Annotated in this window: 26 protein-coding genes and 6 tRNA genes; 2 read left to right on the top strand and 30 right to left on the bottom strand. The window is 60.5% G+C overall.

What is annotated here, in order from left to right; genetic code table 11:
- The first annotated feature begins 153 nt into the window (after nucleotides 1–153).
- Nucleotides 154–1,494, top strand: a complete 1,341-nt coding sequence (locus DXD48_RS01385; protein ID WP_158548905.1) for a D-alanyl-D-alanine carboxypeptidase family protein — start codon at nucleotides 154–156, stop codon at nucleotides 1,492–1,494.
- 131 nt (nucleotides 1,495–1,625) lie between these two features.
- Here the strand turns inward: DXD48_RS01385 and DXD48_RS01390 are convergent.
- The 7 genes from DXD48_RS01390 to serS form a co-directional block, all read right to left on the bottom strand.
- Nucleotides 1,626–1,716 (bottom strand) — tRNA-Ser (locus DXD48_RS01390).
- Nucleotides 1,717–1,808: 92 nt separating this feature from the next.
- Nucleotides 1,809–4,250, bottom strand: coding sequence for a lipopolysaccharide assembly protein LapB (locus tag DXD48_RS01395; RefSeq protein WP_117563691.1), 2,442 nt, complete (start codon nucleotides 4,248–4,250; stop codon nucleotides 1,809–1,811).
- Between the two features lie 354 nt (nucleotides 4,251–4,604).
- Nucleotides 4,605–4,681: transfer RNA gene (locus tag DXD48_RS01400), tRNA-Arg, on the bottom strand.
- 189 nt (nucleotides 4,682–4,870) lie between these two features.
- Nucleotides 4,871–4,947, bottom strand: a tRNA-Arg gene (locus DXD48_RS01405).
- A 355-nt stretch (nucleotides 4,948–5,302) separates the two neighbouring features.
- Nucleotides 5,303–5,379: transfer RNA gene (locus tag DXD48_RS01410), tRNA-Arg, on the bottom strand.
- A 77-nt stretch (nucleotides 5,380–5,456) separates the two neighbouring features.
- Entirely contained in the window at nucleotides 5,457–5,834 is a 378-nt protein-coding gene (locus tag DXD48_RS01415) for a hypothetical protein (protein WP_117563692.1), read from the bottom strand.
- Nucleotides 5,835–6,005: 171 nt separating this feature from the next.
- Nucleotides 6,006–7,289 carry a serine--tRNA ligase gene (serS, locus tag DXD48_RS01420; protein WP_117563693.1) on the bottom strand — a complete coding sequence of 428 codons (1,284 nt, stop codon included), beginning with the start codon at nucleotides 7,287–7,289 and terminating at the stop codon, nucleotides 6,006–6,008.
- Between the two features lie 111 nt (nucleotides 7,290–7,400).
- Between serS and DXD48_RS10155 the strand changes: the two genes are divergently transcribed.
- The gene (locus DXD48_RS10155; RefSeq protein ID WP_168170424.1) at nucleotides 7,401–7,574 is read left to right on the top strand and encodes a DUF6724 family protein; all 174 of its coding nucleotides are present in this window, start codon (nucleotides 7,401–7,403) and stop codon (nucleotides 7,572–7,574) included.
- 158 nt (nucleotides 7,575–7,732) lie between these two features.
- On the opposite strand, the gene proC is transcribed toward DXD48_RS10155, so the two are convergent.
- The 23 genes from proC to cpaB form a co-directional block, all read right to left on the bottom strand.
- Nucleotides 7,733–8,503 (bottom strand): pyrroline-5-carboxylate reductase, encoded by a 771-nt coding sequence (gene proC / locus DXD48_RS01425; RefSeq protein ID WP_089572672.1) that lies wholly within the window; start codon nucleotides 8,501–8,503, stop codon nucleotides 7,733–7,735.
- 73 nt (nucleotides 8,504–8,576) lie between these two features.
- The gene (gene rlmH / locus DXD48_RS01430; RefSeq protein WP_117563694.1) at nucleotides 8,577–9,047 is read right to left on the bottom strand and encodes a 23S rRNA (pseudouridine(1915)-N(3))-methyltransferase RlmH; all 471 of its coding nucleotides are present in this window, start codon (nucleotides 9,045–9,047) and stop codon (nucleotides 8,577–8,579) included.
- A gap of 6 nt (nucleotides 9,048–9,053) precedes the next feature.
- Nucleotides 9,054–9,992, bottom strand: a complete 939-nt coding sequence (locus DXD48_RS01435) for an SPFH domain-containing protein (RefSeq protein ID WP_055250521.1) — start codon at nucleotides 9,990–9,992, stop codon at nucleotides 9,054–9,056.
- Between the two features lie 289 nt (nucleotides 9,993–10,281).
- Nucleotides 10,282–10,368 (bottom strand) — tRNA-Leu (locus tag DXD48_RS01440).
- Between the two features lie 43 nt (nucleotides 10,369–10,411).
- The gene (locus tag DXD48_RS01445; protein WP_117563695.1) at nucleotides 10,412–11,329 is read right to left on the bottom strand and encodes a TatD family hydrolase; all 918 of its coding nucleotides are present in this window, start codon (nucleotides 11,327–11,329) and stop codon (nucleotides 10,412–10,414) included.
- Nucleotides 11,319–12,179 (bottom strand): 16S rRNA (adenine(1518)-N(6)/adenine(1519)-N(6))-dimethyltransferase RsmA, encoded by an 861-nt coding sequence (gene rsmA, locus DXD48_RS01450; protein ID WP_117563696.1) that lies wholly within the window; start codon nucleotides 12,177–12,179, stop codon nucleotides 11,319–11,321. The genes DXD48_RS01445 and rsmA overlap by 11 nt, the downstream gene beginning before the upstream one ends.
- Nucleotides 12,180–12,289: 110 nt before the next feature.
- Nucleotides 12,290–13,891, bottom strand: coding sequence for a methionine--tRNA ligase (gene metG, locus DXD48_RS01455; RefSeq protein ID WP_117563697.1), 1,602 nt, complete (start codon nucleotides 13,889–13,891; stop codon nucleotides 12,290–12,292).
- Between the two features lie 69 nt (nucleotides 13,892–13,960).
- Nucleotides 13,961–14,839 (bottom strand): 16S rRNA (cytidine(1402)-2'-O)-methyltransferase, encoded by an 879-nt coding sequence (gene rsmI, locus DXD48_RS01460; RefSeq protein WP_117563698.1) that lies wholly within the window; start codon nucleotides 14,837–14,839, stop codon nucleotides 13,961–13,963.
- 6 nt (nucleotides 14,840–14,845) lie between these two features.
- Nucleotides 14,846–15,907 (bottom strand): glycoside hydrolase family 5 protein, encoded by a 1,062-nt coding sequence (locus DXD48_RS01465; RefSeq protein ID WP_117563699.1) that lies wholly within the window; start codon nucleotides 15,905–15,907, stop codon nucleotides 14,846–14,848.
- 483 nt (nucleotides 15,908–16,390) lie between these two features.
- Nucleotides 16,391–16,463: transfer RNA gene (locus tag DXD48_RS01470), tRNA-Phe, on the bottom strand.
- A gap of 123 nt (nucleotides 16,464–16,586) precedes the next feature.
- Nucleotides 16,587–16,871, bottom strand: coding sequence for a ribbon-helix-helix domain-containing protein (locus DXD48_RS01475; protein WP_117563700.1), 285 nt, complete (start codon nucleotides 16,869–16,871; stop codon nucleotides 16,587–16,589).
- A gap of 82 nt (nucleotides 16,872–16,953) precedes the next feature.
- Complete coding sequence (locus DXD48_RS01480) at nucleotides 16,954–17,313, bottom strand: DUF192 domain-containing protein (protein WP_055250533.1); 360 nt, start codon at nucleotides 17,311–17,313, stop codon at nucleotides 16,954–16,956.
- Entirely contained in the window at nucleotides 17,310–17,786 is a 477-nt protein-coding gene (locus DXD48_RS01485) for a TadE/TadG family type IV pilus assembly protein (protein ID WP_117563701.1), read from the bottom strand. The genes DXD48_RS01480 and DXD48_RS01485 overlap by 4 nt, the downstream gene beginning before the upstream one ends.
- Complete coding sequence (locus DXD48_RS01490; protein ID WP_117563702.1) at nucleotides 17,786–19,846, bottom strand: hypothetical protein; 2,061 nt, start codon at nucleotides 19,844–19,846, stop codon at nucleotides 17,786–17,788. Before DXD48_RS01490 ends, DXD48_RS01485 begins: the two co-directional genes overlap by 1 nt.
- 76 nt (nucleotides 19,847–19,922) lie before the next feature.
- Nucleotides 19,923–20,459, bottom strand: coding sequence for a TadE/TadG family type IV pilus assembly protein (locus tag DXD48_RS01495; protein ID WP_117563703.1), 537 nt, complete (start codon nucleotides 20,457–20,459; stop codon nucleotides 19,923–19,925).
- Complete coding sequence (locus DXD48_RS01500; protein ID WP_117563704.1) at nucleotides 20,395–20,613, bottom strand: hypothetical protein; 219 nt, start codon at nucleotides 20,611–20,613, stop codon at nucleotides 20,395–20,397. The genes DXD48_RS01495 and DXD48_RS01500 overlap by 65 nt, the downstream gene beginning before the upstream one ends.
- A gap of 1 nt (nucleotide 20,614) precedes the next feature.
- Nucleotides 20,615–21,178: a hypothetical protein gene (locus tag DXD48_RS01505; protein ID WP_128620524.1), complete on the bottom strand. Its 564-nt coding sequence runs from the start codon at nucleotides 21,176–21,178 to the stop codon at nucleotides 20,615–20,617.
- Complete coding sequence (locus DXD48_RS01510; protein ID WP_089572694.1) at nucleotides 21,142–21,375, bottom strand: hypothetical protein; 234 nt, start codon at nucleotides 21,373–21,375, stop codon at nucleotides 21,142–21,144. Before DXD48_RS01510 ends, DXD48_RS01505 begins: the two co-directional genes overlap by 37 nt.
- 10 nt (nucleotides 21,376–21,385) lie before the next feature.
- A complete protein-coding gene (locus DXD48_RS01515; RefSeq protein WP_055250542.1) occupies nucleotides 21,386–22,027 on the bottom strand; it encodes a type II secretion system F family protein in 642 nt (213 codons plus the stop codon).
- Nucleotides 22,024–22,950 carry a type II secretion system F family protein gene (locus DXD48_RS01520; protein WP_117563706.1) on the bottom strand — a complete coding sequence of 309 codons (927 nt, stop codon included), beginning with the start codon at nucleotides 22,948–22,950 and terminating at the stop codon, nucleotides 22,024–22,026. The genes DXD48_RS01515 and DXD48_RS01520 overlap by 4 nt, the downstream gene beginning before the upstream one ends.
- On the bottom strand, nucleotides 22,923–24,251 hold the full coding sequence (locus DXD48_RS01525) for a CpaF family protein (RefSeq protein ID WP_117563707.1): 1,329 nt from the start codon (nucleotides 24,249–24,251) through the stop codon (nucleotides 22,923–22,925). Before DXD48_RS01525 ends, DXD48_RS01520 begins: the two co-directional genes overlap by 28 nt.
- Nucleotides 24,248–25,897, bottom strand: a complete 1,650-nt coding sequence (locus DXD48_RS01530) for a P-loop NTPase (RefSeq protein ID WP_117563708.1) — start codon at nucleotides 25,895–25,897, stop codon at nucleotides 24,248–24,250. The genes DXD48_RS01525 and DXD48_RS01530 overlap by 4 nt, the downstream gene beginning before the upstream one ends.
- Nucleotides 25,897–26,556: a Flp pilus assembly protein CpaB gene (gene cpaB / locus DXD48_RS01535; RefSeq protein WP_233502824.1), complete on the bottom strand. Its 660-nt coding sequence runs from the start codon at nucleotides 26,554–26,556 to the stop codon at nucleotides 25,897–25,899. The genes DXD48_RS01530 and cpaB overlap by 1 nt, the downstream gene beginning before the upstream one ends.
- Nucleotides 26,557–26,693 lie beyond the last annotated feature (137 nt).

Here is a 26,693-nt window from a genome sequence, read left to right on the forward strand (position 1 = left end):
ACACACAACAAGCGTGGGTGATTAAGTCGGCCTTAAGCACCCTTGTGCCCGTTCGGGCGCGGATGTGGGCCACGCACGCACGCGATGATCGCCGACGCCGGCAAACGATATACTCTAGTTCCAGAAGAGACCATCCCGTCGAAAGCGAAATCCGTGAAGTCCCTCACCTCTTTTGCAAAGCGCTCAGCCCAGCTTGCCGCCGGCTTTGTCTGCGCTATCGCCCTTGCCGCTGGCGCGCCCACCGTCGCCGGCGCCCAAGTGCTCACGACCGACAATGTTTGCGGCAAAACCGCCGATGCGCGCGGCATCACGGCCGAAAACCTGCCCGATATCGATGCGACCAATGCCCTCGTCATGGGCAAAGACGGCACCGTCTACTATGCCCGCGGCGCCGATGAGCAGGTCAAGATTGCCTCGATCACCAAGGTCATGACCGCAATCCTAACCGTCGAGAATTGCAAGATGGACGAGAAGGTCACGGTGAGCAACGCCGCAGCCACCGTGGGCAATTCAACAGCCGGCCTACTCGAAGGCGACGAGCTCACCGTGGAGCAGGCACTGCGCGGCCTGATGATTCCCTCGGGCAACGACGCCGCCATCGTGCTCGCCGAATATGTGGGCAAGAAGATCGACCCTAAGACCAAAGACGCCGAGGCAACATTTGTGAAAGCCATGAACGAGCGCGCTAAGAAGCTCGGTTGCACCGGCACGCTTTTTGAAAACCCGCATGGTCTGGACTTTGATGAGTGGGCTGGCGATATGCACTCAACCGCACACGACGTAGCGCTGATGATGCAAGAGGCCATGAAAAACGACACGATCCGCGAGGTCGTAGCGAGCGAGGATTCCTGGATCGAGGTCACGGGCGCCGACGGCACCGACCATTCGCATTCCATGGACACGCATAACTATTTGCTAGGCCAAGATGGCAACATCGGTGGCAAGACCGGCACCACCGATGATGCAGGCTATTGCTTTACGGGTGCCTACAACCGCGATGGCGACGAGATCTACACCGTCGTTTTGAACTCCACCACCACCGACCAGCGCTTTACCGATACCGCAACCCTTGCCAATTGGTACTACGGTCACAAGGTGACGGTCGCAATCGCCAACACGCAGGAAAAGACCGCCAACGGCAACCCGCTTATGGCGCGCATTGGCCAAACCGACTGGACGGATAAGACGATCGACGCCACGCTCGCCGATCCTACGGCGCAAGCGACCGTGTTTTCCCTTGCCGGCGAGGTGACCGAAAAGGTTAGCTACGACGATCTTTCGGGCACGGTGCATGTGGGCGACAAGGTGGGCAGCGTTACGCTCAAGCAGGATGGCACCAAGATCGCCGTCATGGACCTGGTTGCCGACGAGGAAGGCGCAGGGCCGAATCCCATTGAATGGCTGCTCGTGAAGCTCGATCGCTTGGGCCGTCGCATCGACAACCGCCCACTCACGGCAGAAAGCGAGACCGTCGCCAAGGCGCCCGAGGTGTAGGGCGCAAGAATAATAAGTCCACTGAAAGGAGGCGTCCGAAAGGATGCCTCCTTTTTTGAGGGTTCGAATCCCCAGCCGCCATTCTTGATAATAAAAAGGGCCCCAAATGGGACCCTTCTTCAAATTCGTACTGGCGGAGAGCTGGGGATTCGAACCCCAGATGCCCTTTTGGGGCATACTCGCTTAGCAGGCGAGCACCTTCGGCCTCTCGGTCAGCTCTCCGTAACAGCCGTTCTATAGTAACCAAACAGCCAAGGATGAGCAAGAGGAAATTTTCTAATTGCCTAGCAGCCTTTCCTTCTTGAAAGCTTCGCCTACCCCAGCGAGCGGTTGAGGGAGCCGAGCTCGTCGTTGCCCATGGTGCGCCACATTTGGAAGATACAACCGCGCGCCAGGAAAAAGAAACCGTTGTCGACCAGTTGCACAGCGGCATCTGCCAGCTGATTCGTCACGGCGGACACTGGCGGCAGCTCTAGTCCAGCCTTGTGGATGGTCTCGACCGCTTCCTCGAACGTCGGAGGCCCGCTGACGCCCATCTCGTTCATAAGGCCCTGCATTTCTTCCAGCGCGCTGCTGCCCGACTCCTCGCCGCGCGGCACCAGACGGTAACAAGCCAGCGCCAGGTCGAGCTGATCGCAATTCCAATAGGCAAACGCCAAGCGATAGAACAGGTAGCCGATTGCAGAACGATCGCTGGCAATACGTAGGCCGTGGCGCGCCACCTCGATAATCTCGTCAAAGCGCTCCAGACGCGCAAGCACGTTGATGAGCGCAAAGTGCGACTGCATGGACGAGCGCGCCAGATCGTAAAGATGGCGCACCTCGGGCAGTGCTCGTTCAAAGTCCTCTTGCTCGGCGTAAAAGCTGCAGATCTCGTGCTGGGCAAAGTACAGCGCATCGGGCGCACGAAGGATTCGCACAGAGCGGTCTTCTTCCAACACCGGTAGCACCATGCGCACCAGCTGGTTATCGCAAAACTGCGTTTGAACCGGACCTGTCGCCAAAAGCTCGGCGACGGCGCACTTAGCCTCCAACTCCTCAACAAGACGGGAAAAGCCTTCAAAAGCACCTGTACGGTCGACTTTTGCCTGCTCGCGCAATTCAACAACACGGGCCACGTATGGGTCGTCGTCCTCTTCCATGACCTCCAGCTCGTCAGCCGTATCGGCAAGCAGCAGATCGCGCAGCGCCGGCGGCAGCATGCGATGGTCATCACGCGGACGAGCATGAACCTCCGCAGGTTCAATCGTCTCCGGAGCGGTTGACTCATATGCCTCAAGCACACGCTTGCACGGCATATCGTCCATGTCCATGCTCTCAAGATCCTTGGCGACAGGCACGCAATCGGCCAGATAGGCCGCGCGCCCAAAGAAATACGTTGCAACAACGCGCTCGCCCTGCTCACTGTCGGGAGCAGCAATCTGCACATAGCAGCGCGTGATGCAGGTGCCCGCGGCAAAACACGCTGCCGCAAGCGTGAGTGCCACGCGCGCATCGTGCTCCGCGGCCCAGATCGCACGCGCGTCCTCGTCCAACTCGCGCCAGGCGTCATCTTGAGCGTCGTATTCACGTTGCGGCATGGCATCAACGACAGACTGCCCAAACCGAACGAGCATGATCCCTTCGGCAACGTTGGCCCGATAGGTATAGTCGAGCCGCGTGACCACGTTAAGTGCCTCGACAATACGCGCGAAGCGGGTACGCACATCCCACTCACCGCCCGGCTGGCAAGCCACCGTACCCGGTTTGCCCCACGGGTTATCGCTCGAGGCCGTATCAAGCAGTCGGGGAACATCGTTGGTCGTCTTGGCGATATGCCACGCATCAAAGAGCGCGCAGCCCTCAAGGCTCGGCGAGGATGCCGCAGGGACCAATCCGGCCCCGATGTGCTCAAGGATGCCGGAGAGACGGTTAAGACGGCACTCGATGGCAAGCAGCATGTCAATCTCGTCCCGGTCCAGCAGGCTGCGATCAAAATTGAGATAGAAAAGCTTTGAGCGATCGATGCGAGCCAGGCTCATCTCGGACTTAGCGGCGATGGTGCGCAAGCGAGGCAAGTCAATTTCACTCATAAGGGCGGCGGCATAGCGCTCGATACCGCTCGGATTCTCGGCATGGTCAACGCGGTAGAGCAGCGTCTCGATAGCGTCAGGTAGCGGTGTCGTGTTAAAGCCCAAAAACACCTCGACCGGCTCGGGCAACTTTACGAGCTTGATCTTGTCGACAACGTTTTGCATACCCTCGTCGAGTCCGTCGGCGTCCGCCGTGCTCGCAATGGTATTTTCGGAGTCAGCGAATATCACGTAGCGCAGGAACATCGATGCCATGAACTCACCGTAAGGAAGGGAGCGGGTCGAATTCCATGTCTCGTGATCGGACTGTTCGCGCATGGGACCTTCGGGAGAGCCGACGGTTCGCGCGCACGCGCGCATCGTGCCGTTTGCTCCCCTCACCATAATCTCACCAATACCGGAGTCCGACTCGTCAAGGACCAGTTCCATGTCGGGATCGTTGGGCAGCGGAGCCTCGCTGACGGGGCGGTCCACCTTGTACACCTCACCCGAAACGCTTACGTAGCCCAAAAGCGACACATGGCTTTTGCCAACGAATTCGACGACATAACAAGATTCATGCTGATCCTCGCCAAAGAGTTTCCAGACCACGCCATATGAGCGTCCCGCAGGCTGCTCGGGCATCGCCGGAAAGCGCTTCTTGGGATCGAGAAACCTGAGCTTGTATGTCGGACGCTCTGCCACGGAATATCACCCTGATCGGTCGCTTGAAGAAGGAGTGGTCGCGAATAAGTCGCGACATCTACTCGGAATCTTACACGAGTCGACAGGAAATCGTCCCTTTGGACGAAAGCACTCAAGCTGGCGCAAAAGAAAAGCCCCCGTTGCCGGGGAGCTTTAATCTCAAATGGTGCGGCGTATAGGATTCCGCGCATCCGCTGCGCGGATCCGCACCGGCTTCGCCCGCCTGCCGGCGTGCTCGCCCGCGGGCTAAAAACGCTCCGCGTTTTCTTTACGCCCGCGCCTCGACCGAGGTTCGAATCCATGCGGTGTTTACGTAAAAGAAAAGCCCCCGTTGCCGGGAGCTTTAATCTCAAATGGTGCGGCGTATAGGATTCGAACCTATGACGTTCTGATTCGTAGTCAGACCCTCTATCCAGCTGAGGTAACGCCGCGACTTGTTGATTATTATGCACAGGGACTGAATAATGGTCAAGCATTTTTTCAAAAAAAGTTATCGAATTTGATTTTTACTCATTTGATGCAGTCGATCGACTCGATACTTTCAAACACGGCGAAAGCAACTCCTCAAGTATGTCGACATATAAGAAAAGCCTCCGTTACCGGAGGCTTTAAAGTTCAGTTGGTGCGGCGTATAGGATTCGAACCTATGACGTTCTGATTCGTAGTCAGACCCTCTATCCAGCTGAGGTAACGCCGCAACGCACGGATTATTATGCACGCGAGCCCCCGATGGGTCAAGCGACAATTAGAAAAAATTTTATGGAGTGATAATTAAGTTGTTCGTGCCTCGACCGAGGTTCGAATCCATGCGGCGTCCACCTAAAAGAAAAGCCCCCGTTGCCGGAGGCTTTCAATTTCGGTTGGTGCGGCGTATAGGATTCCGCGCATCCGCTGCGCGGATCCGCACCGGCTTCGCCCGCCTGCCGGCGGACTCGCCCGCTCGCTAAAAACGCTCCGCGTTTTCTTGACGCTCGCGCCTCGACCGAGGTTCGAATCCATGCGGTGGCGGCATAAAAGAAAAGCCCCCGTTGCCGGAGGCTTTCAATTTCAATTGGTGCGGCGTATAGGATTCGAACCTATGACGTTCTGATTCGTAGTCAGACCCTCTATCCAGCTGAGGTAACGCCGCAGCGCAAGACATATAAAACCACTTTAGCTTATTGGAGTCAAGCACAATTTCAAACTTTTTTGTGGAACGCAGTCTTGTCATGCTGCTCCGCATATACCGCCATTCCCCGTACGATCGATTGGCTTTTCGATCACGTCAAACTTAGCATCAAGTTCCCTCAGGAGCGATCTCACCCGCTGGGCACAATCATAATCGGCAAACGAGATGCTCAACATGCGAGCAACCTGATTAGATGTCTGGACCCCATAGAAATGCTCTAGGGCCACAAGCCCCTCGTGCGCCACAAACGTCTCAACCACATGAGGCGACTCCTCGTAGCACCATTGCGTCAACGGCCCCTCGCTCGTCTGTCGAACCACCAGGCCACCCATGCCAGACGGCTCACACGTCCCAAGCAGGTACTCCCCGCCCTCGTCGCTCTCAAACAAAACCACCCGATCATCAAACAGCTCCATCGCGTCCCCTTTCTCTCGCTCTTATTTAGCAAAAGCATAGCAGGTAGATGGCTGTATACAGAACAGTTGTTCGTGTGTTTTCTATTGAGCTGTCCGCACAGCATGGTATGGCCGCACACAAAAAGGGCACCCCAAAAAGGAGTGCCCTAGCAAATCGCTTATGCAGCCAATCTACGCGACCGGCTCGATCTTCTCGAGGCCGCCCATGTAGGGACGCAGAACCTCGGGGATCGTGATGGTGCCGTCAGCGTTCTGGTAGTTCTCCAGAATGGCTGCCATGGTACGGCCAGCCGGCAGACCGGAACCGTTGAGGGTGTGCAGATAGCGCGAACCCTTGAAGTTCTCGGGGTCGCGATACTTGATGTTGGCGCGACGGGCCTGGAAGTCACCGCAGTTGGAGCAGGAGCTGATCTCCTTGTAGGCGTTGTAGCTCGGCAGCCAGACCTCGACGTCGTAGGTCTGACGGGCAGAGAAGCCCAGGTCGCCGGTGCACAGGCTAATCACGCGATACGGAAGACCCAGCTGCTGCAGCAGGAACTCGGCCTCGGCGGTCATGCTCTCGAGCTCCTTGTCGGACTCCTCCGGCTTGGCAAACTTGACCATCTCGACCTTGTCGAACTCGTGCTGGCGAATGATGCCGCGGGTATCGCGACCAGCGGAGCCGGCCTCCTCGCGGAAGCAGGGGGTGAAGGCGGTGTAGCGGCGCGGCAGGGTATCGGCGTCGAGGACCTCACCGGCGTGCAGGTTGGTGAGCACGACCTCGGCGGTGGGGATCAGGAAGTTGTCGCCCGAGACGTGATAGGCGTCGTCCTCGAACTTGGGCAGCTGGCCCGTGCCGAACATGGTCTGACGCTTGACGACGATGGGCGGCCACCACTCCTTAAAACCACGGCTGGTGTGCGTATCGAGGAAGAAGTTGATGAGGGCGCGCTCAAGACGGGCGCCGGCGCCACCGAGAACGGTGAAGCGGCTGCCGGAGAGCTTGTTGCCGCGCTCGAAGTCAAGGATGTCGAGATCGGTGCCCAGATCCCAGTGCGGCTTAAAGTCGAAGTCGAACTCGCGCGGGGTGCCCCAACGACGGCGTTCGATGTTCTCGTCCTCGTCCTTGCCGTACGGCGTGGCCTCGCAAGGAATGTTGGGCAGGTGAGCCATGAAGTCGTACTGCTCCTGCTCGAGGGCGGTGCGGCGCTCGGCCAGACCGTCAATTTTCTCGTTGACGGCGCGCACGGCCTCTTTGGCGGCCTCGGCCTCGTCCTTCTTGCCCTCCTTCATCAGGGCGCCGATCTTCTTGGACTCGGCATTGCGCGTGGCTTGAAGTTCCTCGACCTCGGTGATGACGGCACGACGCTCGTCGTCGAGCTCAAAGAACTTCTCGCGATCCCAAGACGTCTGGCGGTTAGCCATGGCGACATCGATGGCATCGGGGTTCTCGCGAACAAACTTGATATCAAGCATTAGATCCTCCGGCGATATACATTCCATTTAGGTTGCAACCTTGTACATGTATGGGCAAGTATATACTTATGAGCGTTTACGACCCAACTCAACTACGCAAGAAGGCACCCAATGGACGCAGTTTTTTCCTTTTTGTTTGGCACCCGCACCGGTTTTGCCATCCTTTTCGCCGGCGGCATCCTGCTGTTTGCGATTATTGCCTTTGTAATGGAGAAGCGCACCCATAAGATGTATGTCGACCGCGGCCCCAAGTCCGAGGACGAAGAAGACAGCTTCTGGGACTAACCTGCCAAAAAGGGACAGGTTTATTTTGGTCGGTTTTATCTGGGCAAACGCAAGTGCCTCGCAACTGGAATTGAGCCAGTTGCGGGGCACTTTTCGCTAAAAGGACAAAACCGCAGGAAAAACCTGCCAACATAAACCTGTCCCTTTTTTGGTCGGTTTTACTGGAGGGTTGCGTCGATTGCCTTGACCAGGGCGCTGCGCATGCCGGCGTCCTCGAGCGCAACGACGCCCTTGATGGTGGCACCACCGGGCGAGCATACGGCATCCTTCATCGCCGCAGGATGCTGGCCAGTTGCAAGCTGCAGCTTTGCCGTACCCAGCACCATCTGGCTCACAATGCGATAAGCATCCGCACGCGGGATACCGTGCTTGACCGCCGCATCGCCCAGGGCCTCGATTGCCATGGCGACAAACGCCGGAGCGCAACCACCCACCGTGCCGCCCACAAACAGCAGGCTTGTGTCGAGCTCGACGACAGCGCCAAGCTTACCGAGCAGGTCGAGCACCACAGCACGCTGCTCGTCGTTAAGCGTCGAAGCCTTCTCGCAGGCGATGACGCCCTCGCCCACCGAAACCGGCGTGTTGGGCACCGTCGAGATATGCGCGACGCCCGGCAGGACCTGCTCCCACTTGGCACTGTCCCAGGTCCAGGCAACCGACAGAACGACCTTTTTGGCAAGAGCATCCTTGAGCGGGGCGAATACCTTCTCGATCATGTACGGTTTGACCGCAGCGACCACGATATCGGATGCGGCGACAACCTCGGCGGCATCGTGGCAGGCGACCATGCCGCGCGCCTCGCAGCGCTCAACCAGTGCGTCGTAGCGACCCGCGCAGGCGCACATGTCGCTCGCAGCTACACCGGCAGCGATCCAGCCATCGGCCATAGCGCTCGCCATATTGCCAAAACCGACAAATCCAATCTTCATATCGCATAGTCCTTTCAGACACATTCCTCAAAACGAAAGGTATTGTCCCACGCCATTGTTTCGTATTGCCGACCTATTTGTGATACGGCTCGCCACGACTGATCTTGCAGGCACGGTAAATCTGCTCCAGCAGCACCACACGCGCCAGGTTATGCGGCAAGGTAATGCGTCCAAAGCTGAGCATCTCGTCGGCTCGTGCGCGCACGTCATCGCTCACGCCGTCCGAACCGCCGATTACAAAGGCAATGTCGCTGCTGCCTCGCAGCATAAGATCGTCGAGCCTCGCCGAAAACTCCTCGCTCGAGCGCTCCTTGCCCTCGATAGCCAGCAGGATCACATGCGCTCGAGATGGCAAGGCGGCAAGAATCGCCGCCCCCTCCTTGTCGCGCGCGGCATCCACGCCGCCCGCCTTAGCCGGGTCGATATCGGCCACCTCGCGGATATCCACCTTGGCATAGGCACCTAGGCGCTTGGTGTACTCAGCGCACGCGTCCTTCCAAAAGCGCTCCTTGAGCTTACCGACGCAAACGACGGTGTATTTCACGCGCGTCTACTCCTTCGAATCGTTTTGAACTTTGCCGGCGGCCAGCATCTGCTCGAACATCGAGGCCGACTGCGAAAAGTCGCTCGGCAGCACGACCGTCGAGGTTTTACCCGTGCGAGCGAACTCCGTCATCATCTCGGACCACTGCGTAAACATGAACAGTTGGTTGGCCTCGTCATTGCCGACACCCGTCTCCTGGATGATCTCGAGCGAATCTTTGATACCCAGCGCGATGGCCTTGCGCTGGTTGGCGATGCCCTCGCCCGCCTTTTCCATAGCCTCGGCCTCGGCGGTCGCCTCGGTGACGCGCTTGATGCGGTCGGCCTCGGCGAGCTCCTGCGCGGCAGCGCGCTTGCGCTGGGCAGCGTTGATGTCGTTCATGGAGTTCTCAACCTCGGTCGGCAGTGCGATTTTGGTGATGAGCGTCGACACGAGGGTGAAGCCGTAGGCGGCCATCTGCTCGGAAACGGTAGCGTTGACATCCTTGGCGATGTCATCCTTCTTGGCAAAGACCTCATCGAGTGTGTAGACGGGGATGGAGGAGCGCAGGGCGTCGGTGATGAAGTCGCGCATCTGGTCGACGGGCTCCTGCAGCATGTAGTAGCTCTTGTAGATGCCCGAATCTGCCGGGCCGGCGCCCATGTCGTAGCTCACGTGGTACTGAGCGGAGACCTCAAGACCGATGGTCACGTTGTCCTGGGTCTTAACGTCGATGCCAAAACCGTTTTTCATGGTGCGCAGGCTCACCGTGGCGGCCTTGCGGTCGATCACGGGCACCTTCACGTGGAAGCCCGCGTTGACGATACGGTTGAACTTACCCAAGCGCTCGATGATTACGGCGTGCTGCTGTTCAACGACATAACAGGCGTTGGGGAGCAGCAGCAACAGGATGATGATGGGAATCAAAAGGCTGGTAAGGGCGGCGATGATACCGGAAAACAGCATGGTCTCTCCTCTGATAGGCACACGTTGGTACTAGGATACCCGTCCAAGGAGATCGTGCACAACAAAAAGAGCTCCCATTGCTGGGAGCTCTTTCAATCCATGGTGCGGGCGAAAGGACGTCCGCCTATCCGCTGCGCGGATCCGCACCGGCTTCGCCCGCCTGCCGGCGGACTCGCCAGCTCGCTAAAAACGCTCCGCGTTTTCTTGACGCTCGCTCCTTCACAGGTTCAAGTCCCTGCGATGGGCACATAACAAAAAAGCCCCCATTGCTGGGAGCTCTTTCAATCAATGGTGCGGGCGAAAGGACTTGAACCTTCATGGGGTTGCCCCCATACGGACCTGAACCGTACGCGTCTGCCAATTCCGCCACGCCCGCGTGCAGGAATTAGAATAACGGAGCGCCATCGCGAACGCAAGAACTATTTTTGAAAAAGTTTGCAGGCATTTTCCCAAGCGGCTTGCGCGATTGTTTCGGCGTCCTCACCAGTGCGATCGACACGGTCGTTAACCAGCGCGTTTGCCGTAATGGAGATCATTGCGGGCTCGCATTCAAGACCGCGGATGGGCTCCGGAGCCATATACGGGCAATCCGTCTCGAACAAAATGCGGTCGAGCGGGGTCGCCGCAAATGCCTCGCGCACGTCGTCGTTGCGCTTAAAGGTGGCCGCACCACCATAGGCGATATAGCAGCCCAGCTTCACAAAGCGCTCCATCGTGGCGCGGTCCTCGCCAAAGCAGTGCAGCACACAACCGGCCTGGGGCACGCCCACCTCACGAAGCACGTTGTACGCATCCATATGCGAGGTGCGCTCCCCATCCGAGTCCTCGTGCCGCAGGTGCAACTCCACCGGCACGTTACGGCACGCGGCAAGCTCGAGCTGGCGCGCCATGCAGTCAATCTGCACGTTATGAGGTGCCGGCGCGATATCGTCATCATAGTCCATGTGGTAGTCCAGGCCGATTTCGCCAATACCGGCGCATAAGGGGTCATCGAGTGCGGCAACGACCTGTGCGTGAACGTCGTCGGTATAGTCCGGCGCGCCATACGGATGCACGCCGGCAAGATACTTGATCTGCGGGATATCCTGCATCGGCAGAATCTCGCGCGTCAGCCAGTCGCTATAGTCCGTCACGCTGCGCTTATCGGCAATGGGATCGAAGACCGTCACCAACAGGTCGATGCCCGCGGCTTTGGCGCGCACGAGTGTCTCGGGCACTTCTTTGCCCCAAAACGAAAGCAGATGCGCATGCGTGTCAGCAAGCGGTGCCAAGGGCACGGGACAAGCAACTGTCTTCTTTTTCTTGGTAAACGTCACGCGTTCGGCATTAGGCATCATGGATTAGCTCCTGGGCCAGACGGACAAAGTCGGCAACATCAAGCGTCTCGGCGCGCGTGGTGGGTGCGATACCGCAAGCCTCAAAGGCGGCATCGAGCACGTCCTTGGCAAAACCGTTGGCGCTCATGGAATTGCGGATGGTCTTGCGACGCTGAGCAAATGCAGCGTCAATCACGCAGGCCACAAATTCGCGATCGAGTTCTTCGGGCACCACACCGTCAACACGGTCGATACGCACGACGGCCGAGTCCACGTGCGGCGCCGGCATAAAGCAACGCGGCGGCACCTCAAAGCGACCCGTCACCTGCGCATACAGGCCGAGCTTTGCCGTATAGCCGCCATAGGTCTTGTTGCCCGGCACTGCGGCAATGCGATCGGCAACCTCCTTTTGCACCATGACGACAGCGCGCTTAAGCGCGGGCATCGTCTGGAAGAACTGAAGAATGATCGTCGCCGCCACGTTATAGGGCAGATTCGCGACAAACACCGTGGGTTCACCACCGGCGGCCTGCTCAATCTGCTCCGGCGTCACCTTGAGCGCATCGCCCATGATAAAGCGGAAGTTGGCATAGTCGGCGGCGTGGGCATCGAGCACCGGCTCAAGCTCGGGATCGGCCTCAATGGACGTAACGCACGCCGCTTCCTGCAGTAACGCAAGTGTCAACGTTCCACAACCCGGACCCACCTCGAGTACGCGCTCGTCACCTGCAAGCTCGGCAAGCTCGCAGATACGCTCGATCACATGATTGTCGATTAGAAAGTTCTGGCCCAGGCGATGCTTGGTCGCAAGGCCAAACTCCTCCAGCAGCTCCCTGGTGGCCGTGGGGTTTGCCAAAGGCGAAGTTGTCATGGTTGCCTCCTTAGCATGATGGCGGCGTCTTGAAACAAAAGGGCATGGACCGTGGCGGCCATGCCCTTACAGCTAAACAGCAAATTGCCGATATGGCGCTCGCGCGGTCTCTACGCCAGACGCGGGAACAGCGGATCGCCCTTCTCGACGGGCTGACCACCAGCAAGCAGGCCCCAAGCGCAAATGCCCTTGAGGTCGTCGCTCGCGGCCTCGCCCTCACAGGACAGGCGGCGCAGAGCCTCGACAGAAGTCTGAGGCATGAGCGGCATCAGCAGGTGGGCGGCGATGCGGATGGCCTCGAGCAGGTTGTAAATCACAAATGCCAGCTCGTCAGCCTTGGCCTCGTCCTTGGCAAGCGCCCAGGGCTCGGAGTCCTCGATGTAGTGGTTGGCGGCATGGATGAGCTCCATGACCTCATCCTTGGCTCCGCCGTAATCGAGCATGTCCATCTTGGCCATGTAGCGCTCGACCAAACCGTCGGCAATCTTTGCCAGCGGGTTATCGAACGCGTCGGCAGACGCCGGTTTAGCCGGGGCGCAGCCGTCAAAGTACTTTGCGCTCATGTTGAGCGAGCGCGAAATGAGGTTGCCCCAGCTGTTGGCCAGATCGGCGTTGTAGACCTGCTCCATGCGATCGAAGCTGATGGCGCCGTCGGTGCCGGGGACCACGTCGGTCATAAAGTAATAGCGATAGCCCTCAACGCCCAGCATGTCGATAACGTCCTGCGGAGCGATGGCGTTACCGCGGCTCTTGGACATCTTCTCGGCCTTGCCGGTCTCGGCATTGCGCACGGTCAGGAAGCCGTGGGCAAAGACGTGCTCGGGCAGGGCCTCGCCGATGGCCATGAGCATGGCGGGCCAAATGACGCAGTGGAAGCGGATGATGTCCTTACCCACGATGTGGAACTGCGCGGGCCAGCGATAGGCCAGCTCGGCACGCGCCTCGTCGGTGTCGACACCGTAGCCGACGGCCGTCATATAGTTGAGCAGCGCATCGAACCACACGTAGGTCACGTGACCCTCGTCAAACGGGACCTGAATGCCCCAGTCAAAGCTCGTGCGGCTCACGGAAAGGTCGTTAAGGCCGCCCTCGACAAAGCTACGTACCTCGTTCATGCGGAACGCAGGCTCGACAAAGTCGGGGTGCTCGTCATAGAGCTTGAGAAGCTTGTCCTGGAAGGCGGAAAGCTTAAAGAAGTAGGACTCCTCCTGCACGCGCTCAAGCGGACGGTGGCAGTCGGGGCATAGATGCTGGCCGACGCTGCCGTACTCCTCGTCGCCCTTCTGGACCTGCGTATCAGTGAAGTAGGTCTCGTCAGGCACGCAATACCAACCGTCGTAGCTGCCCTTATACAGGTAACCGGACTCCTTCATGCGCTCCCACAGATACTGCACGGCATGATGCTGGCGCGGCTCGGTGGTGCGGATGAAGTCGTCGTTGGAAATCTCGAGCTTGCTCCAAAGCTCCTTGAAGTGCGGGGCCTGGCTATCGGTCCACTCCTGCGGCGTCATGCCATGCTTGGCTGCGGCCTCGGCGACCTTCTCGCCGTGCTCGTCCATGCCGGTCAGGAACTTGACGTTATAGCCGGCGGAACGGCGATAGCGAGCCTGAACGTCGGCGATGATGGTGGAATAAGCCGTGCCCAGGTGCGGATCGGCGTTGACGTAGTAGATGGGCGTCGTGATAAAGAACGAAGGCTTGCTTTGATCCATGGGGTTTGTCCTCCAGAAAAACGTTGCATACAGAGGATGATTCTAGCGCAAGGGCTGGATATCCTCCATCTATTGCATATCGAGCACCATGGCATAGACATCGCGCTTGCGGCGCGAATACTTCTGAGACAGGCGCTTGGCCACCGCAGACGCGGGCTCCCCCTCCTCGAGCGCGGCGCGGATATCCTCGCGCAGGGCCTCGTCGGGATCCGCTACCGCGGCGCCAACCGGCGCGATACCGGCCTCCTCATCCTCGCTCGGTGGCGCGATGACCAGCGCAATCTCGCCCTTTACCTCGCCGCGAGCACGCAGCTCCTCGGCAAGCTGGTCAGCGGGCCCGCGCAAGACCTCCTCGTGCAGCTTGGTGAGCTCGCGGCAGACGGCAACCTCACGCTGGGGAAAGACCTCCGCCACGGCCTCGAGCGTCGCCACGATGCGATGTGGAGACTCGTAGAAGATGAGTGCGCCGGGCACCACGGCAAGGCGCTGCAAACGGCGCACACGGTCGCCGTGCTTTCGGCCCAAAAAGCCCTCGAAGAAAAAATGCTCGCAGGGAATGCCGGACGAAACAAGCGCCGTGACGCAAGCAGAGGGCCCAGGAATAACTTCGACGGGCACATCGGCCTCACGCGCCGCCTCGATCAGCGCCTGGCCGGGATCGGACACGCTCGGCATGCCGGCGTCCGAGGCAAAGGCGAGGGTCTCCCCCGCCAGCAGACGGTCGACCAGGCCGGCAGCGCGGCTAGCGATCACATTCTCGTCGCAACGGACAAGCGGCTTGGAAATGCCCAGGTGCATCAGCAGCTTTGACGTCACACGCGTGTCTTCGCAGCAGATGACATCGGCAGCGGCAAAGGCCTCGCCAACGCGCGGGGACAGGTCACCCAGGTTGCCGATGGGCGTGCCGACCACATAGAGTTTGCCCGTATGGGCGCTGTTTTGCGTCATATCAACCTATTCAATCATGCCGCGCTCGAGCGTACCGAGCGCCGCGCGGGCGTCCCATGCTGCAATGCGCTTCTCGGTCTTCCACGTTTGGAAGAACCAACCGGCAGCCGGCGCAAACGAAGCCAGCTGGTTGGCGATAAACACGCGCTCGTAGGCATTGCGGCCCTCGGGCGTAACCGACGAGTTGGCAAAGATCGCCGCGCCCGACCATTCGCCCACCAGCACGGGGAACCCAGTCGAAATCGCTTCTTTAAGCTCGCGCTTGTTACGCGAAATCGCCGTCGTCAGCCCGCGAGGGCTCGTGATGTCGAGCGCATACTCGTCGCGGTAATGGTACAGGTGAAGGTCCATGTAGACGTTCTTGTACTTGGCGCCGCGCATAAAATGCTTCCACTCGCTGGGATGCCCCGACGACGAGAAGACGACGATCTTATCCTCGGGCATATACGAACGAACGAGCTCGTAGGCATCGCGATAGAAATTGCGCAGGTAGTGGGCCGGAATGCCATCCGTCATGGTGAAGAGGCTCTTGCGAACGCTCATCTGCGGCGTGTCCAGCAGCTCAATGCCCAGCAGGCTCTCGGCCTCGCCATAGCGATCGGCCAAGCGCTCGAGCACGTCGAGTGCGACATGACGGCCGTTGGTGGACGAATGCCACTCGGCGACAGCCTCCGGCGTGGTGGGCGAATCGTTGGAATCGCCCTGGCCACCGGGCACGGTTGCCAGATCGAGCAGCACGCGGATGTCGTACTTGGCAGCCCACTCAATTGCACGGTCAATGTAGTCGACAACCGAGATGTAGGACGCATCGGACCCCTGTGAGCCAAAGGCATACCAGGGCACCGGCAGACGCACGGCATTGAGGCCAATCTGCGCCATGCGGCGAAAATCGTCCTCGCTCACAAACGTCTCGTAATGGCGGCGCATGCGCTCGTTATAGGCGGCGCTACCCATGGCCTCCTGTAGCTCGGCCGCGTTGGATGCACCGGTCGCCGCGTACAGCGACGGGGTCACCCAAGGCTCGGGAATAAACCAGCCAGAGAGATTAACGCCGAGTATCCTCTCCATCACTGCCCCCTTCGGATCATGCAGGTCGAACCCGCATCGTATTGCGTAGGATAAGTATCGTTTTGAGTATACCCGCGTGTGCGGACAGGCGACCGAACGGTCTGCAAAGTGACGCGAAAGTGGGAGGAATGTCTGGGAGCAGACGGACTCGGAATGGTGCGACGAGGTGTGTACGCGCGCCGGAGGCAGGCACCGGAAAGTGTGTCCCGTTCTGAGCCCTTATTCTGGGACGCAGTTTCCGCAGAACCCTACATAAAAGAAAAGGACCCCTTTGCAGAGGTCCTAGTCAATTCAAGGTGGCGGGGAAGGGAATCGCGTCCGCGCGCTGCGCGGACGGACCGCTGCGGCGCTTACGCGCCTTGCGAGCTGCGCTGGCAAACGCTTACGCGTTTACTCAGCTCCGCGCCCTCACGGGGTTCGATTCCGTGCGAGGGCTACATAAAAGAAAAGGACCCCTTTGCAGAGGTCCTAGTCAATTCAAGGTGGCGGGGAAGGGAATCGAACCCCTGACACGAGGATTTTCAGTCCTCTGCTCTACCAACTGAGCTACCCAGCCATTTGAGGTGTGCCTTGTTTCAAGGCTTGATTAGTATAACCAAGGACGCGTTCCGGTCAACCGAGAATTTTAAAAAAGTTTTTGAGCACAGCCTCGGTTCTTTAAATCGGCACGTCAGAGGCATCAGCCGGCAGCAAGAAGTTTTTCGCTCAGAGCCGCACGGGCAAACTCACTTGGCGTCATCCCCTCGGCAGCCGCCCGTCGACGAATGGCCTCCTTCATTCCCAGAGGAATCTTGACCGACAGCGTTGCCGTCCCCTCACCTGAGAGCGGGGGCCGTCCAAGCACGATCCCACCAACGGTGTGTTCGCCATCCGGAAACTCTCCGCGCTCGTACGACTCACACCACGCGTCAATCATTTCATCCGTTACAACCTGACCATTAGCGGCCGTATACGTCTTGCCCATCATCGACCCCTTTGCCGAGCCTGTTCAATCTCCTGCCAAACTTACCCAATTTCGTATGACGAAAGTCCGCTGTCGCCAATTCTTAAGTCGGCACGCGTTGGAGAGCAGGGGTCGAAACAATGATTGAAGAGCGTTCTAGTGCGGCCCAGGCGCCGGGGTAGGAACACATACGCCAGGGACATACGTTTTCGTAGCGCGCGAGGATATTGCCGTCGCGATCGATGAAGGCGATGTCGATGGGATAGGCCATAAAACACGTGTGGACCGAAGAGCAGCGTGGAAACGCCATGACGAGCGGCAGGCCGTTGGCGGCAACCGGACGCCGTCCCAGCATGCCGCGCAGGCGCATGACAAACGACTCCGCCACCGCAAACTCGGCCGGCGTCCAACCCAGCCTATTGAGTGCCCGCGCGTAGGCGATGTAGGACGAGACCGCGGTCACATGACCACCCCCGGGCGCCATGGATCGACCGTCACCGCGCGCTCGTGCGACAACGTTGTCGGCGCCCCCAGCGGAACGCCAGCGATGCTGAGAGAAGTCGGCCACGGCTCATAGTGCATGGTGCAGGTGTAGGTCCTAAACGTACCGGATAGGGAGAGCAGGCCACCATCCGATGCCTCCGCGCCTTGCTCGCTCGACACTTCGATCTGCAAGTCATAGCCTTCCATGGCATTCAGAATTTGAGTCCGGACCGTCGCCGAGGCATCGACAGAGCTTTCGTCGCCCTCCCCGCTCGGCGCCACGGCGTGCGCCAACACGATGTCGGGCACCACGCGGTCGAAGCGCGCGACAGCGCTGGCATAGATCATGACGTTGTATACGATGAGTGCCAGCACCAGCAAAACGGGCGTAACCACTGCTATCTCCACCGTCGCTTGGGCGCGCTCCTCGCGCAGACGCATGCGGATACTCATTACGACCCACCGCCCAGAGCGCCAACCAGCGTGGCGACATCGACGGTGAGCGGGATGGAGCCGCCGCCGGGCAGAGGAATCTCCGCAAGCGTGAACACCGTACCGCTGATGGTGCGTTCGACTTGATATTCCAACGCCTCGCAAAGCGCCTTGGGATCGGTCACGCCCAACGGAATACTTCGCAGTTTGTCTTGCGCTTGAGAGAGACCAGCAATGTCAGACCCCGGGCTCTTAATGACGTTGGCGGAATCAGTCAGCACCGGCTTTCGCAGGCGCAAGTCGCACGGTTCCAAACCCAGCGCCGCCACGGACGCCGAAACGGTATCGCCGAGCCACGATGCGATGGAGCCCAACGCGCCGCTGCCCCCTCCTAGGCCTTTAATCATCTCGTCCATAAGTTCGTCGGCCGAACCTTGGATGTCTCCGTATCCCACAAGCAGCCGTCCCCAGACATCCATGACGCCATCGAGTACGCCGGCAACGCCACCCGAGCGTTCCTTCAATGTCGAGAAAAATCGCGAAAGCACGTTGTTTTGCGCCGTCGCCTCATCGGGCGCCAGCACCGCGGCAGAGATGGCACCGCGATCGCCAAGCCTGACTGCCGTGTTAAACGAAGAGTTGAGCTCATCGGGGCTCGAGATGGCACCCGAAACCGCAAAGGCAACCACGCCGTTGCGACCGGGCGGAGCGATACGCGGACGCTCGCCCGAAAGCGCTTTGATGGCCTGGTCAAACGCATTGCTCGCACGGTCGGTCTCGTCTTCGGTCTGACGTTCGAGCTCGAGCTCTTTGTTGCGGCATTCGACGTAGCCTTCCAGGGCGTCTTTAAACTTGTCAAAGTGATACTCGAAGCCGTTTTCGATAGAGGTTGAAGGCGCCGCAACAGCACCAAGCGACGAAATGCCAAAATGGCATTTGCTGCATTTATCCTGTCCATCGTAATCGGCAACCGAAGCAAATCCGCTCGGCGTCCCTTTCTTATAGTTAGGGCAGGTCGTCCCGTAATGCAGATACGCCTTGTCATCGTTCACGCTCGTCGGCCACACCGCATCGGTATAGAGTTCCGTCGCCCGAACCTCATCAGAGTTGCGCGGCAGCAGCGGAATATAGGAGGAGACCCTGTCTCCGTTCTCGGTTATATGTGCCCGATCGACCTCCGCGCTCGCATAGGTATAAAACGCCTTACGCGCCGCAGACTCTGCCTTCATCTCGACACTCGAGCCGTGGGGCTTCTCATTTGTCAGACGCCAATGGTAGTAGTCCTTCGCGCGATCAAGGGCAACTTGGGGCTCCCACGTAACGCTCGATGAGTAATGCGGATTTTGAACACCGGAGAGATCCGTTAGGCTTTTCGCACGCTCCCACATGCAAGAACAGCTGCCGACCGAGCCCTTGTCAGACCCACCACAATCCGCCAGCCAAGCACGCTCTTTAGCCTTCGCCGTGTCCTCAGAAGCCTTCCGCAGCTCCTCGGCCGCACACTCTAAATCATCTGATGTGTCTTTAATGGCATCGGTCGAGATCTCGGACCCCTCGAGCGCAGCGAAGTCAGACTCGGATGTCCTGGGCACGGCAAGCGCCGTACCGGTATAGGCCACACTATTGGTATCCTGCGCCGACACCGCCTGCGCGGCACGCGCGGCGATCAGATACGGCAGAGCCGTCTCGATTTTCTGTAAGCCTTCCGATGCGCTTTTGGCAAACTTGTTGCGCGTTTTAATGATCTCAATCCCGGTGTCGACCATATTGCCGGCAACCGGCTCGGCACCCGGGATGAGGATGGCGACCAGGCCCGTCCCGATCGTGGCAAACCCCGCCAGCCCCAGACTCAAGATGCTCGCATCAACCACCGTGGCAGCCGTGTGATAGGACGACACTACGTTGGCACCCGCCAGCGCGCCGCTATCAGCCGCCACCTGGGTATCCCCGGCACGCGACATGCTCCATATCGCCGCGGTCGACGAAAACAGCAGCGTGAGCACCACCAAGATGACCACCGCAGAGGAGAGCGTGGTGTAGGCACCGTCTTCGATAAACAGGTCGATACCGGCTCGACCCATAAAGCCGCCTCGTTTGCGGAGAGCGCCTGGTCGACGGCGGGCCGCAAACCCTTGCGTCACCCGCAACAGGCAGCGCCTAATCCCATGCAGCAATCCACGAATCATAATCTCCCTCCAGCCATTCGGGACGCGATTGATACGAGACATCGACCTTGAGCTCAACGTAGCCGCCCTCGGCGGTACCACCCATAGCCTGCGCAAACGCACCGATCACAGGCAACGGCTTGACCTCGCCGGAAACGGACACGGACGAGACGCCACCCGCACCGGCCCGGCCAAGCTCGATATCCCACGACAACGGCCCGCCGGCATGAAAGATCGAAACGTTGGGCACTGCGGCAAGTCGGCGGCGGGTGAACTCCTTAAGATCGTCGTCCTCCGCCGTCGTCGTGGTCATGAGCCGCGCGGTCTCGGCGGCGGCAGACTCCATGACCGCGCGCGTATAGAGCAGGCACACCGGTTGCAGCGCGAGAAGGATGAGTGTCAGAAACGTCGGCAGCAAAAAAGCGGCCTCGACCGTAGACTGCGCCCGGTCCTCGCGCGCGGCATCAATACAACGCGATGTCCTTAGCGGCCGCAGCGGCGTCGATAACCGACGTCGAGGCAACGCCATGGGATGCCGCCCGCTCAACCAGCGCCGCCAAGCGCCCATCGGTGCCGGCACGCCAAAGTCCCGCGATCGCCAGCACGATCGATAACAGCGCCACCGTGACGATGGCGTATTCGACCGTCGCCTGGGCAGATTCCTCACGCAGGACATCATGCATTTCACGATCCCTCCTTTGAGTCCGTTGCCTGCGGGCTCAGGCGCACGGCGCGCAGACGACACGAAGCATCGCCAGCATCCGCGGCAATTGTCACCATATCGACCCAGCCGCGTTCGTCGCGCACGATGGCGCCCCACACGTTTCCCTTGATGTCGAGATAGCCGCTCAGAGCAAGTTGCGCCGTGGGTACCTCGCGATAGGCACGCAGCATATCCGCCGCCGCTTCGGTCATCGGTCGGTCCTCGGACCATGCAAGCCGGACCGCAATCGCGTTGCCCTCAGGCGAATCCGTCGCAGTGCCAGACCGCTTGTCGAGCGTCCGCAGAAAGGTTTGCGCCGTGACAGCGACATCCGAATCGTCCGCATCTCGCATCTCATCTTTTTGAGACGCCACCGCCGAATCTGAGCCCAAATCGGAGGCGGTCCCAGGACGCTGCTGCCGCGCGGCGTTAAGCCCCCAAAGCACCGCCGCTATCGCCACGGTCAGGCAAGCAAACACCAGCAGCACCCCGATGGGGCGCTCGCCCTCTACAGGCTGTTGATGCCCTCGCTGATAGCGTTCCATAGATCTTGGACCTTGCCCTTAAATGCGACGATGGCGATAATCGCGATCACCACGAGCACGCCGACCAAGATGGCATACTCGGTGGTACCCTGTGCACTCTCCTCCTGCAATAGTTCCTTGGCGCGCTGACGAACATGTGCCGCCCGGCAAAACGCCCAGCCCTGGACCTTGCCAGCAGCGTCAGTCATCGTGTTCATGTATTCCTCCCTACATCATCCCGCCTGCTCCCAGCAGCGGGCCCAATATGGACAGAAGCAACGCCGGCAAGATGAGCGTGCCGGTGGGAATCAGCAGCTTGACGGGTGCACGCTCGATCTCGCGCTCGACCGCGGCGCGATGAGCCGCACGGATCTCGCGACTTTGAGCGGCCAGCGTCTCGGCAAGTGGGGCACCCAGGGCGAGCGCCTGCCCCACCGTGATGGCAAAGGTCTCGAGCGCTCGCACGTCCAGGTCGCGCGCGGCGGCCAACAACTCGTCCTCACGCGTGCCCACGCCCACCTGCCACGCCATGCAGGCGCGCTCAAGGCGAAGAGCCAGCACTGACCGGCGGTTGGCGCAGAAAATCTCAAGCGCCGCATCAAACGAAAGACCGGCCGAAAGACCCAAGCGCACAACATCGATCATCTCGGACACTTCGCCGAGCGACACTCGCGCCGGGCCGCCCGCTCCAACCGCGCCCTTCACTCGCGCGGTCAGAGCATCGACCACCGAGCGACCCGCGGCAGCGACCAGCACCGCCTCGCGCTTGCAGGCCCCTGCGATCTTGCGTGCATCCGCCCGATCCAAACCCGTCGCGACAAATACACTCAGGGCGCACAGGCAAGCCGCAACTGCAACCGGGGCGCTCATAGCTCCACCCGCATAATGCGCCGGATAACCACCAGGGCAACGGCGTTGAGGGCAAGACCCAGCACCACAGCGCCCGCGCCGGCAGGCGTCGCAAGACCGCGACGAAAATCTGCCGAAAGCAGCGCCAACACCGCGCACATGCCCGCCGGCATCGCCGCGACCATATGCGCAGACATGCGAGCCTGCGACGTCTTAACATCCAGGCGGCGCTTGAGCTCAATGCGCTCCCCCACCATGCTCGACGCCTCGGACAGTAAGTCGGCAAGCGGAGCGCCGGTGCGCTGAGACACCTTAAGCGCCAAGGTCACAAGCGAAAGACCGGGGGCGTCGATACGCACGAGCAAGTCATCGAGCGCGTCGGTCGCCGAGATGCCGCAATCGATCGCCGCCGCCACCCGCAAAAACTCGGTATGCACTGGCTCTTGCGCATGAGCGCCCACAAAGCGCATGCCCTGGGCCAGCGAATGTCCCGAGGCAAGCGACATGGAAAGTGCGGTAAACGCCTCGGGCATTGCCTCTTCTGCATCGTGTTGCTCGCGCCGGCTCTCAAAGCCATCCCGAGCGGCACCAACGGCAAACGGAGCAACAAGTCCCAAGGCAAATCCGAGGGGCGATAACGACACCATCGTTAGTAAAACGCAGCAGACACCGCTCGATAGCAGCAGAAACGCCAAACGTCCCGAAGCATCTTCGATCACGAGGCCAAGGCGATGCGCCGGAGCCAGCGATGCCCACGAACGGGCGATCTTTTTCAGCAGATCGTTTTCCACCAGCTCACGCGGCAGCTTCTCTGCCACCGTCTCGAGCGCCTGACGTGCCAGCTCCGCCGGCGGTACCTGCGGCACACGAGGTTCCGCCCCGCACGCCGTCGCGACAGAAAGCCCTGCCAAGCCCCCTACGACGAGGGGCACAGTGATCTCCATTCGTCCACCTCCTCTTGTGTGAGCGTCCCCGACTGCAGGCCTTCTGCGATAAACGGCGGCTCGCGGTCAAGCGTCCAGGTGCGCTCGGCGGCATCGAACGTCACATAGCGCTCGAGCTCTACGCCGCCCGATGCGGCGCGTCGCACCCCCGAATACGAGGAGACGAAGCGCCTGCCATCGGCGTGGCGCTCGGACATCACGATACCGTCGAGTGCCATGGCAATCTGCTCCTCGATGAGCTCGCTCGGCAGATCGATGCCATAACGTGCAAGCAACGTCAGACGCACCACGGTCTCCTGTTCTGAACCCGCATGAAGCGTGGTGAGCGACCCGTCGTGGCCCGTGTTCATGGCCTGCAACATGTCGCAGCACTCGGCACCGCGCACCTCGCCCACCACGATGCGGTCGGGGCGCATGCGCAGGGCATTAGTCACCAGGTCGCGGATCGTCACCGCGCCCTCGCCCTCAATTGAAGCCTCGCGCGCCTCTAGGCGCACCACGTGCGGATGATGCGCAAACTTGAGCTCGGCAGAGTCCTCGATCGTCACGATGCGCTCGCCGGTGGAAATCTCACATGACAACGCGTTGAGCAGGGTGGTCTTACCAGATCCCGTGCCTCCCGCAACCGCCAGGTCCTGTCGCAGCGACACCGCACACGACAGCAGCTGCGCATACCAAAGCGGCAGCGATCCCAACCCCACGAGCTCGTCCAGCGAGCAGATACGGTCCGAGAACTTTCGGATGGTGAGAATCGGTCCGTCAATCGCCACAGGCGGAATCACCGCGTTGACGCGATAGCCCGTTTTGAGGCGGGCGTTGACGATGGGGCTGCGCTCGTCGATACGGCGGCCAAGTGGCGAGATAATGCGGTCGATAAGCACACGGATCTGCTCATCATCCTCAAACGCATGCTCGATGGGGTACAAGACGCCGCCGCGTTCAAAGAAAGCCGAGCGGCAGCCGTTGATCATGATCTCGGTAACGGTGTCGTCCTCGATGAGCGGCTGCAACGGCCCCAAGCCCACCACGTCATCCAAAATCTCGTCGATGATGGTCTCGCGCTCGGGCGTCGCGAGATCGGTCGGCTCCTCAACATTGAGCGCCGCCTCCACCGCAGGACGCAATTCCGAGCGGGCAAGTGCCGGGTCGATATAGGCGCTGATACGCGCCACTTCGTCGTAACCCATGCGGTCCATCACGGCGCGCTTGGTGTGTCGTTTCACGGCGCGGCGACGCCCCACATCTACAGGCGCTGCCGCCGCCGCAGCGCCGGCAGCCTTAATCCTCGTTTGCAGGCTCATCGCTGATCACCCTCGCGCGACCAGGGAAGGCGGATACGTGGGCGTTCGGTGCGCGTTGCACGGTCGGCGACCATATCGCTCCAAGGGCCGACGGCGCACCCCAGTTCCACGAGCATCTCGCGCGTGGCCTCGCGCACGCTAGTCGCAAAAGCGCTGGTCTGCCCCACTGCCTCGTCAGCGCGCCCAAACGCCATGAGCGCGGCGAGATCCTGCCCGCCATCGGCGATACGAATCTTGGAGCTTAACGCACAGGCAATCTCAAAGCGCATGGCGACGTCCTCGTCTGCCCCGCGCGCACCGAACCGGTTGAACACGGCGCTCATGCGCGTGCGCGGCACACCTACTCGACTTGCCAGTTCGATGACGCGCGACGCCGATGTCGCGGACGACACCGCCGCATCGCCAACGACCAGGCAACGGTCGCTCGCCGCCACCGCAGCCGCCACGGCGTCGCCCCAAAAGACCGAGGTATCGATAAAGACCACGTCGGATTCGCGACGCAGAACATCAAGCAGTAGCTCCACCGGACGCGCCATGAGCTCGGCTTGCTCGGGCGCCGCGACGGGACCCCAGAGCGTAACGCCCGGCGCCACGCGCATCGATGTGGCTACGATATCCGGCTCGGTGAGCGTGCCCGCCGCCGACGGCTCGATAAGTGCCGCCATATCGCGCGGAGCATCGACGCCTAACAAGTCGTAAAGGTTTCCAAACATCAGGTCCAGGTCGAGCACGGCGGCACGCAAGCCCAACAGCGACGATGTGTGTGCCATGGTGGCAACGATCGTCGACTTGCCACAACCGCCCGAACCCGAAATAGCGCAGATGACCGGAGCTCGATGCGGCGGAGCGGCAGCGTCTGCCGGCGGCATCGGAGGCGGCGGGGCGGGCGTCGGTGGCAGCGCCCCCGTCTCCCCCGCCGCAACCACACGCTGCGTCCAAGCCGGCATAGCAGCTTGTTCGGTCTGCGAGGCAGGCTCGTTCTGCGCAATCTGCTCATGCTGCATTAGCGACAACTCGCCGCACCCGGCAAAGCCCTCAACTTCGTCGAGTTCATCCGCCAGATTCACGCCGTGCACGTATCCCATATCTACAGCCGGGGAGTCGCCAGCATGCTGCGCCGGCCCTCCAGCGTCATCGTCTACAAGGGGGTTCCGGGGGCGCCGACCATGCTCGGCTTCCGCTTTTCCATAATCATCAACACGCGGGCCTCTTGTAGCGCGAGGCGCCCCGGGTTCCCTATCAACAAAAGCATCGGGCTCAATCGTCATGCGCCGATCGGAATCAACCGCTCCCTCGCCCGCGCGCCCGTTGCCGCATATACTGTGTGCAGCGATGACCTCGGTCGCCCCCGCGCGAAACAGCCCCTCGATATCCGACGGATCGAGCGCTTCTATCAACACGACCACGCGACTCACGCGGCCTTCGGCCGTCAGGCGCGCAACAGTCTTGCGCACATCTTCGGTATCAAACAGAGACGCCGCGATGATGGCAGCCCCGCGGCGCGACGGAAACGCCCGCGCCATGGAAACCAGCCCGTCCAGGTCACCCACGCGAAGCACCTGTGCACCCGCATCACGGCCCTCGACTTCCCGCTGCAACAGCCCGTAATCGCCGCACGCGCAGCACGCAAGCCAGATCGCCTTCATCACTCGTCGCCTCCGCTCTTTTTGCCGCGCGCCGTGGCGGGAATCGTCAAGCTGACCGTTCCCTTGCCCGAGGCTCCCAGCAGTTCCTTGACGTCTTCGGGGTCAGCCGCCAGCGTCACCCATTCGATCTTGCCCTCGCGCGTGGCACCGGAATCCTCACTGGTATCGATCACGTGCGCGCCGCACAGCCGATCGGTCACGCCGTCCTTTTGCACGTACACGTCCACGTAGCTGCCCACGCCCGTGGCACCGCCGACCGAGTGCTCGGCATCGACCGCCACCGAAACGGCGACCTTGCCCTTAGGCACCTCGAGCTTGCGGCTCTCGACCTTGGTGTAGACATTGCAGATCACGGCGTTTTTGGGAATACGCGAAGTCGTCACGTCGCCGCGCACCTGGCGCAGCTCGGTCGCCGCGTCACGCGGCAGCAGACTCGTCAGCCACTCCTGGGTTATGACATTGGTCTCATCGAGGGTCTCGCCCACATCGATATCGCGCGCCGCGACGCATACCTCGACGCGATCGCCACCGTACTTGGCCAAGGTCTCAGCCTGGACCTGTTCGGCTTGTGAGCGGATCGATGAGCCGTAAACCATGCAGAGCAGAGCAGCGAGCACGCCCGCGACCAGACTGATGGCGATGCGCTTGCTCTTGTTCACGGCCGCTCCTCTCATGGCAGTGCCGGGCGAATGCCCGTACCACCATTGTCTGGGCGGTCAGAGTGCAAAGCGGCGCAATCGCAATCTTGGTTTTCGATGTCAAACCAATCGCTGACCAAAAGCTGACCAGCCCGTCA

The organism is Collinsella sp. TM05-37 (genome assembly GCF_003436455.1).
Classification (GTDB): Bacteria; Actinomycetota; Coriobacteriia; order Coriobacteriales; family Coriobacteriaceae; genus Collinsella.

Bases quoted from the DNA above. Each gene is read 5' to 3' on its own strand.
- proC (WP_089572672.1), bottom strand. From the start codon at position 8,503: ATGAAGATTGGATTTGTCGGTTTTGGCAATATGGCGAGCGCTATGGCC.
- metG (WP_117563697.1), bottom strand. From the start codon at position 13,891: ATGGATCAAAGCAAGCCTTCGTTCTTTATCACGACGCCCATCTACTAC.
- serS (WP_117563693.1), bottom strand. From the start codon at position 7,289: ATGCTTGATATCAAGTTTGTTCGCGAGAACCCCGATGCCATCGATGTC.
- DXD48_RS01500 (WP_117563704.1), bottom strand. From the start codon at position 20,613: ATGCATGATGTCCTGCGTGAGGAATCTGCCCAGGCGACGGTCGAATAC.
- DXD48_RS01435 (WP_055250521.1), bottom strand. From the start codon at position 9,992: ATGCTGTTTTCCGGTATCATCGCCGCCCTTACCAGCCTTTTGATTCCC.
- DXD48_RS01490 (WP_117563702.1), bottom strand. From the start codon at position 19,846: ATGGGTCGAGCCGGTATCGACCTGTTTATCGAAGACGGTGCCTACACC.
- rsmI (WP_117563698.1), bottom strand. From the start codon at position 14,839: ATGACGCAAAACAGCGCCCATACGGGCAAACTCTATGTGGTCGGCACG.
- DXD48_RS01415 (WP_117563692.1), bottom strand. From the start codon at position 5,834: ATGGAGCTGTTTGATGATCGGGTGGTTTTGTTTGAGAGCGACGAGGGC.
- DXD48_RS01510 (WP_089572694.1), bottom strand. From the start codon at position 21,375: ATGAACACGATGACTGACGCTGCTGGCAAGGTCCAGGGCTGGGCGTTT.
- DXD48_RS01465 (WP_117563699.1), bottom strand. From the start codon at position 15,907: ATGGAGAGGATACTCGGCGTTAATCTCTCTGGCTGGTTTATTCCCGAG.
- DXD48_RS01530 (WP_117563708.1), bottom strand. From the start codon at position 25,897: ATGAAGGCGATCTGGCTTGCGTGCTGCGCGTGCGGCGATTACGGGCTG.
- DXD48_RS01485 (WP_117563701.1), bottom strand. From the start codon at position 17,786: ATGAGTATCCGCATGCGTCTGCGCGAGGAGCGCGCCCAAGCGACGGTG.
- DXD48_RS01515 (WP_055250542.1), bottom strand. From the start codon at position 22,027: ATGAGCGCCCCGGTTGCAGTTGCGGCTTGCCTGTGCGCCCTGAGTGTA.
- DXD48_RS01445 (WP_117563695.1), bottom strand. From the start codon at position 11,329: ATGATGCCTAATGCCGAACGCGTGACGTTTACCAAGAAAAAGAAGACA.
- DXD48_RS01520 (WP_117563706.1), bottom strand. From the start codon at position 22,950: ATGGAGATCACTGTGCCCCTCGTCGTAGGGGGCTTGGCAGGGCTTTCT.
- DXD48_RS01495 (WP_117563703.1), bottom strand. From the start codon at position 20,459: ATGGCGTTGCCTCGACGTCGGTTATCGACGCCGCTGCGGCCGCTAAGG.
- rsmA (WP_117563696.1), bottom strand. From the start codon at position 12,179: ATGACAACTTCGCCTTTGGCAAACCCCACGGCCACCAGGGAGCTGCTG.
- DXD48_RS10155 (WP_168170424.1), top strand. From the start codon at position 7,401: ATGGACGCAGTTTTTTCCTTTTTGTTTGGCACCCGCACCGGTTTTGCC.
- DXD48_RS01525 (WP_117563707.1), bottom strand. From the start codon at position 24,251: ATGAGCCTGCAAACGAGGATTAAGGCTGCCGGCGCTGCGGCGGCGGCA.
- DXD48_RS01475 (WP_117563700.1), bottom strand. From the start codon at position 16,871: ATGGGCAAGACGTATACGGCCGCTAATGGTCAGGTTGTAACGGATGAA.
- DXD48_RS01505 (WP_128620524.1), bottom strand. From the start codon at position 21,178: ATGGAACGCTATCAGCGAGGGCATCAACAGCCTGTAGAGGGCGAGCGC.